The following is a 12498-nucleotide window of genomic DNA, read 5'->3' as shown; positions in this document are numbered from 1 at the left end:
CCCGGGCGTGCCGCCGGCATCGCACGCCGCCCGGCGATCGGCTAAACCTGGAGCCAACAACACAAGATCGCGGGGAGAAGACGACCATGACCACGGGACGCACGGCGCTGATCACGGGGGCGGCCGGGGGAATCGGCCTGGAAACGGCCAGGCGCCTGCTGGCCGATGGCTGGCGCGTCGCCCTGTGCGATGTCTCCCCCACCCTGCCCGACCTGCTGCCCGGCCTGCCCGGTCAGCCTGCCGACCGCATGGCCGTGCTGTGCGACGTGGCGGATGCGGACAGCGTGCACGAGGCCGTCGCCCGCGTGACCGAGCGGCTGGGCCCGATCCAGGGCCTGGTCAACAATGCCGGCATCGTCGACCACATCGCGCCCATCCCCAGGATGAAGCCCGAGAAATGGGCGTGGGAGCTGGGCGTCAACCTGTCGGGGCCGTTCCACCTGATCCAGGCGGTGGCACCCGGCATGGCGGAGGGGGGCTTCGGCCGCATCGTCAACATCGCCTCAATGGCGGCGCGGATGGGCCTGCGCAACCAGGCGGCCTATTCCTCCAGCAAGGCGGGCCTGCTGGGTCTGGCGCGCGTCGTGGTGGCCGAGTATGCGGCCCAGGGCATCACCTGCAACACGGTCCTGCCGGGCATGATGGCAACGCCCAAGGTGATGGGCATGCCGCCGCACATCATGGAGCGGGCGGTGGCCGGCGTGCCCTGCGGCCGGGTCGGCCGCCTGGACGAGATCGCGGCCCTGATCGCCTTCCTGCTGTCCGACATCGCCGGCTACATCAACGGGGCCGAAATCGCGATCGACGGCGGCTCCGGCGCCAACGTCACCAGCCTCTCCGGCCGCAAGGGTTGAGGCGAAAGCCCCCCATACGTCCAGGGATATTGCACGGAACCGACCGGAAGGGGGACTGTTAGCACCTGCACAATCCCCAAGCCCGGAGGCCGCAGCGATGCGCATATCCGTCAATGGCGTCAGCCACGACCGCGACGTCGACATCCGCACGTCGCTGCTCGACTTCCTGCGCGAGCATCTGCACCTCGCCGGCACGAAGAAGGGCTGCGACCAGGGCGCCTGCGGGGCCTGCACCGTCCTGGTCGATGGCCAGCGCATCAATTCCTGCCTCGCCCTGGCGGTCCAGTACGAGGGGCGCCAGGTCACCACGATCGAGGGCCTGGGCACCGCGGACGCGCTGCATCCGCTGCAATCCGCCTTCATCGCGCATGACGGCTTCCAGTGCGGCTATTGCACGCCCGGCCAGATCTGCTCCGCCGTCGCCATGCTGGAGGAGGTCCGGCGCGGCCTGCCCAGCGTCGTGACCGCCGACCTGGCGGCCCCGCTGCCGCCGCCCGACCGGACCGAACTGGCCGAGCGGATGAGCGGCAACCTGTGCCGCTGCGGTGCCTATAACGGCATTCTCGACGTGCTTTCGGACGCGCTGGCGCGGGGGACCGCCTGATGCGCGCCTTCGACTATGCCCGCGCGGGCGACGTGCCCGCCGCCCTGGCCCTGGCGGCGGCGGAGGGCGACGCCCGCTTCCTGGGTGGCGGCACCAACCTGGTCGACCTGATGCGGCAGGAGGTGGAGCGTCCCGCCCGCCTGGTCGACGTCAGCGGCCTGTCCCGCACCATCACGACCGAGGCGGATGGCCGCGTGCTGATCGGCGCGGGCGCCAGCAACACCGCCATTGCGGAGGATCACACGGTCCGCCGTCACTTCCCCGTCCTCTCGCGGGCCATCCTGGCCGGCGCCAGCGCCCAGATCCGCAACATGGCGACGGCCGGCGGCAACCTGCTGCAGCGCACGCGGTGCAGCTATTTCTATGACCGCGCGGCGCGCTGCAACAAGCGCGCCCCCGGCAGCGGCTGCGACGCCCTGGGCGGCTTCCACCGCATGCACGCGATCCTGGGCGCCTCCCCCGCCTGCATCGCCACCCACCCGTCCGACATGTGCGTGGCGCTCGCCGCCCTCGATGCCGAGGTCCAGGTGGACGGCCCCCAGGGTGTCCGCGCCATCCCGCTGGTCGACTTCCACCGCCTGCCCGGCGACCAGCCGGAGGTGGAGACGGTGCTGCAGCCGGGCGACCTGATCACCGCCATCGCCCTGCCGCCGCTGCCGGAGGCGACCCGCTCGACCTATCGCAAGGTGCGAGACCGGGCCAGCTATGCCTTCGCCCTCGTCTCCGTCGCGGCGGCCGTGACGCTGGACGGAGAGGGTCGCATCGCGGACGTGCGCATTGCGCTGGGCGGCGTCGCGCACAAGCCCTGGCGCGCCACCCTGGCGGAGGCCGCGCTGCGTGGCGCCGCACCGACGGCGGACGCCTTCGATGCCGCGGCGCAGGCCGAGCTGGCCGCCGCCCGCCCCCTGCCCGACAACGCCTTCAAGGTCACACTGGCCCGGCGCCTGGTCGCCGCCACCCTGGCCGAGCTGACGGGAGCGACCCCATGAGCATCCTCAAGGACCTGGGCCAGAAGGCCATGCAGCTCGCCATCCAGGCCGCGCCCGAGACCTGGCTGCCCGGCGGCCGGCCCGACCCGCTGGCCGCCAAGCACGGCCTGATCGGCGCCCCCGTCTCGCGGCTGGACGGCGCGCTGAAGGTCGCGGGCCAGGCCCGCTTCGCCGCGGAAGTCGCCCTGCCCGGCCTGCTCCACGCAGCGCTCCTGTGCAGCACCATCGCGCGCGGCCGCATCGCCAGCCTCGACACCACGGCGGCCGAGGCGGCACCGGGCGTCGCGCTGGTCATGACCCATCGCAACGCGCCGCGCATGAACCCGCCGGCGCTGTTCGGCACCTCCCCCAACGCCGCGGGGCCGACCGACCTGCCGATCATGCAGGACGACACCGTCCACTGGAACGGCCAGCCCGTCGCCGTGGTCCTGGCCCAGACACGGGAACAGGCCGACCACGCCGCGCGCCTGATCGCGGTGACCTATGACCAGGCGGACGCGATCACCTCGTTCGAAGCGGCCAAGGCGCATGCCCATGCCCCGCCCTCGCTGATGGGCGAGCCGTCGCTGCTGGAGATCGGCAACGCCGAGGCGGCGCTGGCGGCCGCACCCGTCCAGGTCGATGCCACCTATGTCACGCCGCGCCACAACCACAATGCGATCGAGCTGCACGCCGCGACCGTGATGTGGGAGGGCGACACCCTGACGATCCACGATGCCAGCCAGCTGGTCGTGGCGACGGCCGAGACGGTGGCCGACGTGTTCGGCCTGAAGCACGACCAGGTGCGAGTTCTGTCGCCCTATGTGGGTGGCGGCTTTGGTGGCAAGTGCCTGTGGGACCACCAGATCCTGGCCGCGGCCGCGTCCCGCCTGGCGGGCCGCCCGGTGCGCATGGTCCTGACGCGGGAGGATGTCTACCGGCTGGTCGGCGGCCGCACGAATACCGAGCAGCGGGTGGCGCTGGGCGCGCGGCCCGACGGGACGCTGGCCGCCCTGATCCACACCGGCGTCGCCGCGGTCACCGCGCACAATGACTGCCCGGAGCAGTTCAGCTTCCCCGCACGCCACCTCTATGCCGCCGACAGCTTCAAGGTCGGCCAGCAGGTGGCGGAGATGGACATGCTGGCCAACACCTTCATGCGGGCACCGGGCGAGTCGGTGGGCACCTTCGCCCTCGAGTCCGCGCTCGACGAACTGGCGGAGAAGCTGGGCATGTGCCCGGTCGCATTGCGCCGCACGCTGGAGCCCGAGCGCGACCCGACCACCGGCCATGCCTTCTCGTCCCGCCACCTGGTGGAGGCCTATGCCCTGGGGGCGGAGCGCTTCGGCTGGGCGGAGCGCAGTGCCATTCCCGGGTCGAGGCGGGAGGGCGAATGGCTGCTGGGCATGGGCTGCGCCACGGGCACCTATCCCTATTACCGCATGCCTGGTGCCGCCGCGCGCATCACGCTGCATGCCGATGGCAGCGCCGTCGTGGCCGCGGCGGCGCACGAGATGGGCATGGGCACGGCGACCGTCCACGCCCAGGTCGCGGCCGAGCGCCTGGGCCTGCCGCTGGACGCGGTGCGCTTCGACTATGGCGATACCCGCCTGCCGCCCAGCCCGGTAGCAGGCGGCTCCAGCCAGACGGCGTCCGTGGGTGCCGCCGTGCTGGCCGCGCACGGCGCCCTGATGGCGGAGCTGGCCAAGCTGATCGGCAACGACTCCGCCCTGGCGGGGCTCTCCGCAGACGCGCTGGAAGCGCGGGACGGCGGCCTTGCCGCGCGGGAGGATCCTGCGCGGTTCGAGACCTATGCCTCGATCCTGGGGCGCGCCGGACGGACGGAGCTCAGCGCCCAGGCCGACGCCCCACCCCCGCTGGAGACGCAGAAATGGTCGATGCACTCGACCTCGGCCATCTTCTGCGCGGTGAAGGTCAGCGCGATCACGGGCGAGGTCCGCGTGACGCGCCTGCTGGGTGCCTTTGACTGCGGCCGCATCCTGAACGCGAAGACGGCGGCCAGCCAGTTTCGGGGCGGCATGATCATGGGCCTGGGACTGGCCCTGACGGAGGAGACGCTGTTCGACGAGCGGACGGGCCGCATCATGAACGCCAGCCTGGCCGACTACCACGTGCCGGTGCAGCTGGACGTCCCCGCGATCGAGGTCCTGTGGACCGACCGCCCCGACCCGCACGCCCCCATGGGCGCCCGCGGCATTGGCGAGATCGGCATCACCGGCGTGGGCGCCGCGGTCGCCAATGCGGTCTACAACGCGACCGGCAAGCGCATCCGCACCCTCCCCATCACCCTGGACAAGCTGCTTTAGGGCGCGGTGGCTGTGCCGTACACGGACGCCACCACCCTCAGGACCACCCCCTCATCCCCGCGAAAGCGGGGATCCAGGGCCACATGGACGTACCCCTGACCCCGTGGATCCAGCCTTCGCGCGGGCGGGAAAAGTCTCTCAAGCAACCCGACGGCATCATGCTGAGGGCGCGCAGGGCGCGCGTCTCGAAGCCTCCGGTGCGACGGCGACGCGGGCGCCCCGCGACGCGCCTCAGTGCAGGACGGAGTGCATGAAGGCGCGCAGGCGCTCCGACTTCGGGTTTTCCAGGACCTGTGACGGCGGGCCGCTTTCCTGGATCACGCCGTCCGCCACGAAGTACACGCGGTCGGCCAGCTTGCGGGCAAAGCCCATCTCGTGACTGACGACAATCATCGTGCGCCCCTCCTCGGCCAGGGCGCGGATCGTATCCAGCACGCCGCTGACCAGTTCGGGGTCCAGGGCCGAGGTCGGCTCGTCGAACAGGATCACGGCCGGCTGCATGGCCAGCGCCCGGGCGATCGCCACGCGCTGCTTCTGCCCGCCGGACAGCTGTGCCGGGTAGGAGTCGCACTTCTCCAGCAGGCCGACGCGGCGCAGGATCTCCTCCGCCTCCGGGATGACCTGGGCCTTGGCGCGCTTCTGCACGATCACCGGCCCCTCGATCACGTTCTGCAGCACGGTGCGGTGGGCGAACAGGTTGAAGTGCTGGAACACCATCGGCATGCGCGCCCGCGCCTTGCGCAGCACGGAATCCGGGGCCACCTCGAACACGCCGCTGTCCTCGTGGCACAGGCGCATGTCGCCAAAGACGATCTCGCCGCCATTCGGCCGTTCCAGAAAGTTGATGCAGCGCAGCACCGTCGACTTGCCGCCGCCGCTGGGCCCGATCAGGAACGTGACCTCCCCCTGGTGCAGGGTCAGGTCGACGCCGCGCAGCACCTTGTTGGTGCCGAACTGCTTGTGCAGCGCCCGCACGCTCAGGATCTCGGCCCCGCGCGGCGCGGTCGCGGGATCCACGGGATGGGCGGCCGCGGCCGCCGGCTTGATCGGCGCGTTCATGGTCGTCCCGCTTGTCATGGGCCTCAGGTCCGGGCTGCGGCGGGCGCCGCGGCGCTGGCGGCCGCGGCGGCGCGCTTGGCCGCCGGGCGCAGATAGGCCGGCGTCAGATAGATCTCGACCCGGCGGACCAGCCGCGAGGCCACGAAGCTCAGCACGAAATAGACCATGGCGACCATCACGTAGACTTCCATGGACCGGAACGTGCTCGAGATGATGATCGTCCCGTTGCGCAGCAGCTCGTTGACCGCGATGAACGAGACGAGCGAGCTGTCCTTCAGCAGCGAGATGAAATAGCCGCCGACGGTCGGCACTGCGATGCGCAGGGCCTGGGGCAGGATCACGCGGCGATAGATCGTGACCTTGGACATGCCCATGGCGATGCCGGCGTCGCGCTGGCCCTCGTCGATGGAGGCGATGGCCGCGCGAAACACTTCCGACAGGTAGGCCCCGACATTCAGGCTCAGGCCCAGGATCGCCGCCCAGAAGCCCGGCAGCGTCAGGCCGATCTGGGGCAGCGTGAAGTAGATCACCAGCAGCTGGACGATCAGGGGGACATCCCGCCAGATCTCGACATAGGCCGCCAGGAACCATTCCAGCGCCTTGTTTCCCGAATTCCGCCCCAGGGCCGTCAGCAGGCCGATGGGTATGGCCAGCGCCATGCTGAGGATCGACAGTTCAAGGGTGACGATCGCACCCTCGATCAGCGACGGGAGATGCTTCGGGAAGAAGACGAAGAAGAAATCGTACACGGGCGCCTGAACTCCAGCTTCCGGATCTGCCTGCCTTGGGTCCTTACTCCTTCATCACCTTCATCTGCTCGGGCGACCACAGCTCGTACTTGGTCAGGATCTTCTCGCGCGTGCCGTCCTGCTCCATCGCGATCAGGGCGGTGTTGATCGCCTCGATCAGGTCGGTGCACTCGGCGCGCGCGCCGGCTGCGACCCCGCCCAGGATGTAGGGGGCCTTGGACTCGGCCTCGACGAACTCGGGCTTGGCGCGATAGGGGATCGGCTCGCCGATGGCGCGCAGGTCACCGCCCTGCTCCAGTTCCGACTGCAGCGTGATCTGGTCCATCACGACGGCATCGGCCTGCTTGTTGCGCAGCGCCAGGAACGGCTCGGAGAAGGTGTTGAAGTCCATCACCTGCCCGACTTCGCCGGCCTCGGCCAGGACATGCGCGTTGAGCGAGTCGAGCGAGCCCAGGGTCGACGCGACGGTCTTGCCCTTCAGGTCGGCCAGCGACTGGACGGGCGAGTCCTTCAGCACGATGATCCGGTCATAGAGCACCACATAGGGGCGCGAGAACAGCATGTTGCCGTTGGTCTGGCGCTCCTGCGTGGCCGACATGCCCGACAGGATGATGTCCCAGCGCTTGGCGCCCAGGCCCGGGATCAGTGTCGTCCATTCGGTGACGACATAGTCCCACTGGGGAATCTCCAGGCGCTTGGCCAGTTCGGCGATGATCTCGGGCTCGAAGCCTTCATAGGCGCCCGTGGTCTCGTTCTTGTAGGCAAACGGCTTCAGGCCCATCAGGCCGTTGCCGACCAGCAGGGTGCCCTTGTCCTTGATTTCCTGCAGGCAGGCGGCCTGGGCCGTCGCCATGCCGATCACGGCCATGCCCGTCGCCAGGATCGCCGTCTTGATCACGCCCATTACCATCCGCATCCCCTTCAAGCCGTGACCGGAGCTTCGACTGGCCCGCCGCGCCCCCGCGAACGCCGTTCAACGGCTGTCTTCGCAGCGGTGGGCCATCTCCGTTGCAATGCAGCATAGGCCGAGGCGCAAGCGGCCCGGATTGCTCAATTGACAAACGACGGTTTGAGCAGCGGCCAAGGAAGCGGCATCGGCCGTGGCGGGGCTGGCGCAGGTCCGGCCGGCCCGTGCATGCTGGCGCGATGACCGACGGCCAGGACCGCCCGCCCCGCGCCCCCGCATCGGCGCCCGGCGCCCGTGTGCGGCGCGGGCTCCAGGGGCTGGTCCAGGACGCCGACCTGCGCCTGCTCCGCGTCTTCCGCACGGTCGTGGAACAGGGCGGCTTCGGCCCGGCGGAAGTGGCCCTGGACAAGTCCAAGTCGGCGATCAGCCTGGACATCGCGCAGCTCGAAGGGCGGCTGGGCATGCGCCTGTGCACGCGCGGGCGGGCCGGCTTCGCCCTGACCGACGCGGGCCAGCTCACCTATCTGGCGGCACTCCAGCTCTTCGCCGATCTCGACCGCTTCCGCGACCGCGTTGCCGCCGCGGCGGAGGACCTCTCCGGCCAGGTCCGCCTGCGCGTGGTCGACAACATCGTCTCGATCGCGTCCGCCCCGCTGGTGGCGGCCCTGGGCCGCTTCACCCGGGCCCACCCGCGCGTGCGCGTCCAGCTCGACTCGGGCAGCCCGGCGCTGGTCGAGGCGGCCATCCTCGACAACGATGCGGACCTCGGCATCTCGGTCGTGCCGCGCCCCGTCGCGGCGCTGGAGCTGATCCCCCTGTTCCGGGAGGAGCTGCTGCTCTATTGCGGCCGCGGCCATGCCCTGTTCGACCGGGCCGACCGGGACCTTGTGCCCGACCATGTGCGCGTGCACCCGCTGGTCCGGCCGGCGGCCCTGGACGATCCGGCCTTTGCCCGCCTGATCGCCGGCTTTCCCGCCGGCGGCGCCGTGTCGGACACGCTCGATACGCGCGTGATGTTCGTGCTGGCGGGCACGTTCCTGGCTTTCCTGCCGCCGCACTATGCGCGGGCCTGGGCGGCGCGGGGCGAGATCCGCCCGGTCCTGCCCGGCACCTTCCGGACCGAGAACACGTTCTACGCGCTCTTCAAGAAGTCGGCGCACCAGAGCCATGCGGTGGCCGAACTGCGCCGCACGATCCTCCAGGCCTTTTCCGACGGCTGGAACCCGGAGACGCTGCCCCCGGCGCCCTAGCCCGCCACGACCACGCGGTCGCGGCCCTGGCTCTTGGCGCCGTACAGGGCCCGGTCGGCGGCCTCCAGCATGGCGTTCAGGCTCAGCGACTGGCTGCACTGGACGCCAAAGCTGGCGGTGACGCGCAGCGGCAGGCCGGGCACGACCGTCGCCGACACCTTCTCGCGGATCCGCTCAAAGAACGCGGGCGCATCGGCGGCCTTCACGCCCGCGGCCAGGATGGCGAATTCCTCGCCGCCATAGCGCGCGACGATGTCGCCGCTGCGCAGGGCCGCGCGCAGCGTATCGGCCACGGCGCGCAGGACGCGGTCGCCCGTGTCGTGGCCGTGGCGGTCGTTGACCTGCTTGAACCCGTCAATGTCCATGACCGCGACGGCGATCGGCGTGCCGCCCCGGCGCTTGGCATCCAGCAGCTGGGCGCCCGCCTCGAAGAAGAAGCGGCGGTTGTGCAGGCCGGTCAGGAAATCGGTGCTGGCCTGGACGCGCATCGTCTCGGCCATGTCGATCATGCGGAAGTTCTGCATGATCCGGCAGAAGAACTCCTCCGGCAGGAAGGGCTTGATGATGAAGTCGTTGGCCCCGTTCTTCAGGAAGCGGGCCGAGACGGTGCGGCTGCCGGCCGATGACACGCCGATGATCGCCAGGCGGTCATGGTCATGCGTGCGGCGCATCGCCTTGATCATCTCGATGCCGTCCATGTCCGGCATGTGATAGTCGGTGATGACCAGGCGCACCTCGGGATGCGCCTCCAGCTGGGCCAGGCCCTCGCGCCCGTTCTTGGCCTCGATCACGTTGAGCTGGTAGGTCCGCAGGAAGCTCATCGTGTGCTGCCGCGCCACCGCCGAATCGTCGACCAGCAGCACCGTCTCGCCCTGGTGGCGGTACAGCCGGCCGATCAGGTCGACCAGGTAGCTGAGGCTGGACGGGTTGTCCTTCACCACATAGTCGAGGACGTTGTACGAGATCAGGCGCTCGCGCATGTCGTCCGAATAGCGCGAGGTGAAGACGATCGAGGGCACGCCCTGGCTGGCCAGGTGGACCGCCGCCTCACCATCCTGCGAGTCGGGCAGGACCAGGTCGACCACGGCCATGAAGAAGCGCGCGCCATCGGCCTCGACCAGTGCCCGCGCCTCGGCAAAGGTCGTCGCCTTCACCACGTCCAGGCCGATCTCGCGCTCGATGCGCTCGGCCACGACGTTCGAGAAGAACCGCGAATCCTCGACCAGCAGCAGCCGCCGGCTATGTTGCAGCAGGGCGGCCCGGCCGATGCCGTCGGTCGGCTCGGCGGGGTCGGGAAGGACGAAGGTCATGGATGCGAACCGGCAGCACTATCCGCTGAAACAACCTTGGCACGATTCCAGGCGGAACCGTGCCCTTCCCTCGATCATGCGGCCAAGGTGTGACGGAAAGGTTAGGGCCGCCCGCCTGCCCGCGGACGGCCCTGGTCGGCACTGCCGGCCCGCGATTCAGGCGGCGCGCGCGGCCTTGGCCTCGGCCCGCGCCACGGGGCCCGCGACCGGTTCGCCCGGATTGGCGATCCAGCGCGCGTCGTCGGGATAGTCGGCTTCCGTCCGTCCGCCCGACAGGGCGCGCAGCAGCGCCACCTGGAAGCCGATATAGGTCATCGTGTTGGGCTCGCGCCCCTTGCTGGTGAAGATCGCGTCGTGCAGGCGCGGCAGGGCATGGAACGGCACCCCGGGAAAGGCGTGGTGCGCGGTGTGATACTGCATGTTCCAGCACAGCCAGCGCATCACCGCGTTGGTACGGGTCGAGCGGGTATTGTCGGTGATCGACGGCGCATGGCTCAGGCCCACATGCTCGATTGTGTTCTGCAACTGGTGCACCCACTTGGTCAGCAGCATCGGCGCCAGCCAGAAGGTCACCGCCGCCCAGCTCTGCAGTGCGATCGAGGCCACGGCGATCGCGGCATAGCCCAGCATCATCGCCCGCGCCTCGCGGATCACGTCGGCATGGCGCTCCTGCGGGACATAGGGCTCGACCACGATGCCGAAGGTGAAGCGCACGATGCGGCTGATCCGGCTGTACCAGTAGCCCGGCCCCAGCACCCACCACAGGTACGAGCCCAGCGTGTAGCGCGGCCGCGCCAGCTCCCCATCCCGCTCCCAGTCCTGGGTATGGCGATGATGGGCAAAGTGTTGGATCTGGTCGAAGTCGCGCGGATACAGGACGATGAAACCGATCAGGCGCCCGAACCATTCGTTGAGCGCCTTGGTCCGGAACGCCGTCCAATGGCTGAGTTCGTGCTGCCCGGCATAGAGGAAGTTGATGGCCACCCCATGCGCCAGGAAGGCGGGGATCGCGGCCCAGGTCCCCCAGGTCGCCCACAGCAGGACGCCGGTCGCCAGGATCGCCGCGAAATGGCTGCCGATCTGGACAAAGCCCCGCGCGTCCGACTTCTGCGACAGCGCCCTCAGCCTGGCCGGCTCGATCAGGTCGGCCCGTCCGAACACTTCCTCCATCACCGCCCTCGCCTCTCTGCTGCGGCGCCATGATGCAGCGCGGCACCCCGGGGACGAAGCCGCGATGCCTCAACCATAGTTGAGCATCCGGTCAAGGATCGCCCCACCCCGGCGGAGCGGGGCGTCAGTCGGGACTGCGGTTGGTCAGGTGCTGGGGGTCGAGCGAGATGTTGCGCACCACGGCGCCCTCCGCCCCCAGGCGCTGGATCGGGCGGCCATCGACCAGGATCTCCAGGCCCCCGGCATTGCCGGTGGTCAGGCGCGCGCCGGGCCGGTTGGGCACCACCAGGCTGTCGCCCGCGCGCAGCACCTTGGTCGCCAGGACCTGGTTGTCGCGGTCCTGGATCTTGATCCAGGAATCGCGCTCGGCGTGCAGGACGATCCGCGAATCCCCGGCCGCCAGCTCTACCGCCAGGGCGGCGGGACCGCTTGCGGCGCTCAGCGCGGATGCGTCCAGGCCAGACGCACCAAGACCGGATCCGCCCAGGACGGTGCCCGGCGCCGGCTCGACGCTTGCCATCTGGTCGCCACTTGCGGGCGGGCCTCCCGCCTGGACACCGACCGGTGGCGTGGCTGCCTCGCTCGTGGCGGCCGCGGCGTCCCGCCAGGATGGCTGCGGCTCCCCGCCCGGCCCGCCCGGGGCCCCTGCGGCGCCATCCGCGACCGGCCCGGACGGGGCGGCACCGGGCGCAGCGGTCCCGGCCCCCGGTGCCGCGGCATCGGTGGCGGCCACGGCGACCGAGGCCGGCGGCGGCAGCGGGGCCAGCTCCGTCGGAATCGGCGGGATCCGCTCGACCACCGCGACGTCGCTGCGGTTGATGTAGGAAAAGCCCAGATAGACGCCGACCAGCACGGCCAGCGATGCCGCCAGGATGCGTCCGGTCGGGGCCTTGGCCTCCGCCACGGGCTCGGGGAAGTTCAGGCGCGGATCGGGCAGCTCCGCCTCGGCCTTGAAGCGTGCCACCGCGGATGCCCCGTCAAAGCCCAGGTATTCCGCATAGGACCGAACGAAACCGATGGCATAGGGTGCGCCGGGCAGGCGGCCATAGGCGCCTTCCTCGATGGCATCCAGCAGGTCCTTGCGGATGCGCAGGTGGGCGGCCGCCTGGTCCAGCGTCCGGCCCTGCAGGATCCGCTCGGACCGCAGCTCGGTGCCCAGGGTCAATCGCGCGTAGCCTGACTCATCCCAGACCCCATTCACCGCGTCATACGCCTGGATCGGACCTGGATCGGCCTGATCTCTGTTCAACCCTGCCATGGCCACTCGCCCATCTGAGGCCGTTGCATTGCCGGCGGCGCC

11 protein-coding genes are annotated in these 12498 nt (G+C 70.3%); 5 read left to right on the top strand and 6 right to left on the bottom strand.

What is annotated here, in order from left to right:
- The first annotated feature begins 86 nt into the window (after positions 1-86).
- The 4 genes from ACI6GS_RS15195 (at position 87) to ACI6GS_RS15180 (ending at position 4753) form a co-directional block, all read left to right on the top strand.
- Complete coding sequence (locus tag ACI6GS_RS15195) at positions 87-854, top strand: SDR family NAD(P)-dependent oxidoreductase (protein WP_439814299.1); 768 nt, start codon at positions 87-89, stop codon at positions 852-854.
- 97 nt (positions 855-951) lie between these two features.
- A complete protein-coding gene (locus tag ACI6GS_RS15190; protein WP_439814298.1) occupies positions 952-1458 on the top strand; it encodes a 2Fe-2S iron-sulfur cluster-binding protein in 507 nt (168 codons plus the stop codon).
- On the top strand, positions 1458-2447 hold the full coding sequence (locus ACI6GS_RS15185) for an FAD binding domain-containing protein (RefSeq protein ID WP_439814297.1): 990 nt from the start codon (positions 1458-1460) through the stop codon (positions 2445-2447). Before ACI6GS_RS15190 ends, ACI6GS_RS15185 begins: the two co-directional genes overlap by 1 nt.
- Positions 2444-4753: a xanthine dehydrogenase family protein molybdopterin-binding subunit gene (locus ACI6GS_RS15180; RefSeq protein ID WP_439814296.1), complete on the top strand. Its 2310-nt coding sequence runs from the start codon at positions 2444-2446 to the stop codon at positions 4751-4753. The genes ACI6GS_RS15185 and ACI6GS_RS15180 overlap by 4 nt, the downstream gene beginning before the upstream one ends.
- A 231-nt stretch (positions 4754-4984) precedes the next feature.
- On the opposite strand, the gene ACI6GS_RS15175 is transcribed toward ACI6GS_RS15180, so the two are convergent.
- Genes ACI6GS_RS15175 through ACI6GS_RS15165 form a run of 3 tightly spaced genes read right to left on the bottom strand, consistent with a single transcriptional unit; the run spans position 4985 to position 7465 of the window.
- Positions 4985-5830 carry an amino acid ABC transporter ATP-binding protein gene (locus tag ACI6GS_RS15175; RefSeq protein WP_439814295.1) on the bottom strand — a complete coding sequence of 282 codons (846 nt, stop codon included), beginning with the start codon at positions 5828-5830 and terminating at the stop codon, positions 4985-4987.
- Positions 5831-5835: 5 nt separating this feature from the next.
- Complete coding sequence (locus ACI6GS_RS15170; RefSeq protein WP_439814294.1) at positions 5836-6561, bottom strand: amino acid ABC transporter permease; 726 nt, start codon at positions 6559-6561, stop codon at positions 5836-5838.
- A gap of 43 nt (positions 6562-6604) precedes the next feature.
- The gene (locus tag ACI6GS_RS15165; protein WP_439814293.1) at positions 6605-7465 is read right to left on the bottom strand and encodes a substrate-binding periplasmic protein; all 861 of its coding nucleotides are present in this window, start codon (positions 7463-7465) and stop codon (positions 6605-6607) included.
- Between the two features lie 242 nt (positions 7466-7707).
- Here ACI6GS_RS15165 and ACI6GS_RS15160 point away from each other — a divergent pair, with 242 nt between their 5' ends.
- Positions 7708-8718: a LysR family transcriptional regulator gene (locus ACI6GS_RS15160; RefSeq protein ID WP_439814292.1), complete on the top strand. Its 1011-nt coding sequence runs from the start codon at positions 7708-7710 to the stop codon at positions 8716-8718.
- Here the strand turns inward: ACI6GS_RS15160 and ACI6GS_RS15155 are convergent.
- The 3 genes from ACI6GS_RS15155 to ACI6GS_RS15145 form a co-directional block, all read right to left on the bottom strand.
- Positions 8715-10028, bottom strand: coding sequence for a diguanylate cyclase (locus tag ACI6GS_RS15155; protein ID WP_439814291.1), 1314 nt, complete (start codon positions 10026-10028; stop codon positions 8715-8717). The two genes, ACI6GS_RS15160 and ACI6GS_RS15155, sit on opposite strands and share 4 nt — an antisense overlap.
- Before the next feature lie 156 nt (positions 10029-10184).
- Entirely contained in the window at positions 10185-11198 is a 1014-nt protein-coding gene (locus tag ACI6GS_RS15150) for a fatty acid desaturase (RefSeq protein WP_439814290.1), read from the bottom strand.
- Between the two features lie 124 nt (positions 11199-11322).
- Positions 11323-12363: a helix-turn-helix domain-containing protein gene (locus ACI6GS_RS15145; protein ID WP_439814289.1), complete on the bottom strand. Its 1041-nt coding sequence runs from the start codon at positions 12361-12363 to the stop codon at positions 11323-11325.
- Between the last annotated feature and the right edge of the window lie 135 nt (positions 12364-12498).

Origin of the sequence: Zavarzinia sp. CC-PAN008, from assembly GCF_051903925.1 — a bacterium.
In the GTDB taxonomy this organism is placed as follows: domain Bacteria; phylum Pseudomonadota; class Alphaproteobacteria; order Zavarziniales; family Zavarziniaceae.
Note: the sequence above shows the minus strand (reverse complement) of the source record. Positions and strands in the feature narration are given on the sequence as shown.

What these genes read in the sequence shown, in the direction of transcription:
- ACI6GS_RS15155 (WP_439814291.1), bottom strand. Translation starts at nt 10,028, where the DNA reads ATGACCTTCGTCCTTCCCGACCCCGCCGAGCCGACCGACGGCATCGGC.
- ACI6GS_RS15185 (WP_439814297.1), top strand. Translation starts at nt 1,458, where the DNA reads ATGCGCGCCTTCGACTATGCCCGCGCGGGCGACGTGCCCGCCGCCCTG.
- ACI6GS_RS15175 (WP_439814295.1), bottom strand. Translation starts at nt 5,830, where the DNA reads ATGACAAGCGGGACGACCATGAACGCGCCGATCAAGCCGGCGGCCGCG.
- ACI6GS_RS15165 (WP_439814293.1), bottom strand. Translation starts at nt 7,465, where the DNA reads ATGGGCGTGATCAAGACGGCGATCCTGGCGACGGGCATGGCCGTGATC.
- ACI6GS_RS15190 (WP_439814298.1), top strand. Translation starts at nt 952, where the DNA reads ATGCGCATATCCGTCAATGGCGTCAGCCACGACCGCGACGTCGACATC.
- ACI6GS_RS15195 (WP_439814299.1), top strand. Translation starts at nt 87, where the DNA reads ATGACCACGGGACGCACGGCGCTGATCACGGGGGCGGCCGGGGGAATC.
- ACI6GS_RS15150 (WP_439814290.1), bottom strand. Translation starts at nt 11,198, where the DNA reads ATGGAGGAAGTGTTCGGACGGGCCGACCTGATCGAGCCGGCCAGGCTG.
- ACI6GS_RS15160 (WP_439814292.1), top strand. Translation starts at nt 7,708, where the DNA reads ATGACCGACGGCCAGGACCGCCCGCCCCGCGCCCCCGCATCGGCGCCC.
- ACI6GS_RS15180 (WP_439814296.1), top strand. Translation starts at nt 2,444, where the DNA reads ATGAGCATCCTCAAGGACCTGGGCCAGAAGGCCATGCAGCTCGCCATC.